Source organism: Protofrankia sp. Cr2 (assembly GCF_963555885.1).
In the GTDB taxonomy this organism is placed as follows: Bacteria; Actinomycetota; Actinomycetes; order Frankiales; family Frankiaceae; genus Protofrankia.
Window position 1 is genome coordinate 95,144 of the sequence record NZ_CAUVXG010000013.1, and the last position, 686, is coordinate 95,829.

2 protein-coding genes are annotated in these 686 nt (G+C 65.7%); both read left to right on the top strand.

Annotation, left to right across the window (positions count from 1 at the left end):
* On the top strand, window positions 1-300 hold a 300-nt coding region (locus U9978_RS09075; RefSeq protein WP_322760627.1), incomplete at its 5' end, for a type II toxin-antitoxin system RelE/ParE family toxin.
* A complete protein-coding gene (locus U9978_RS09080; RefSeq protein ID WP_322760628.1) occupies window positions 300-617 on the top strand; it encodes a helix-turn-helix transcriptional regulator in 318 nt (105 codons plus the stop codon). The genes U9978_RS09075 and U9978_RS09080, both read left to right, overlap by 1 nt.
* Window positions 618-686: the final 69 nt, after the last annotated feature.

Below are 686 nucleotides of genomic sequence, written 5' to 3' on the forward strand. Positions count from 1 at the left end.
GATGCAGCCGACGAGTTGGCCAAGATCCCTGCAGGCGAGCGCGCGGCGATCGACAACGCCCTCGACAAGCTGCGCGAACGCGGCACGGATCTACCGTTCCCGCACACCAGTGCCGTCGTGGACGCCGACCACCTGTGGGAGCTACGTCCCCGAGGTGGCGACAGCCCGTGGCGGGTGTTCTACCGGCGGATGGGGGCAAAGCTCGTCGTCGTTGGCGCCATCGGACACCACGACAAGCGGAAGTACAAGCGGGCAGTCGCCGTGGCCGTGGAACGGCTCAACGACCTGAAGGAGGACTGATGAAGCTGTCGGAGCTCAAGACCCTCGACCAGGTCATCGAAGAGCACCGCCAGGATCCGGAGTTCCGCGAGGAGTGGGACGCGCTGGCGTTCTCCCGGAAGGTCGCCAACCAGGTGATCGCCTACCGGGTCGAACACGGTCTCACGCAGCGGGCCCTCGCCGAGCTGGTCGGCCTCAAGCAGCCCGCTGTTGCGCGCTTGGAGATTGCCGAGACGCAGCCACGGCTCGAAACGTTGGCGAAGCTCAGCAAGGCCACCGGTCTGACCTTTGACCTTCACGTCGCCAACGGAGCGGTCGAGATCGTTCAGGTCGCCTGAGGTTGGGTAAGCGAAGGAACGCTGACTGCTCGCTGGGTGCCATCACTCCGCCCGGTGCGTCCACGAAGA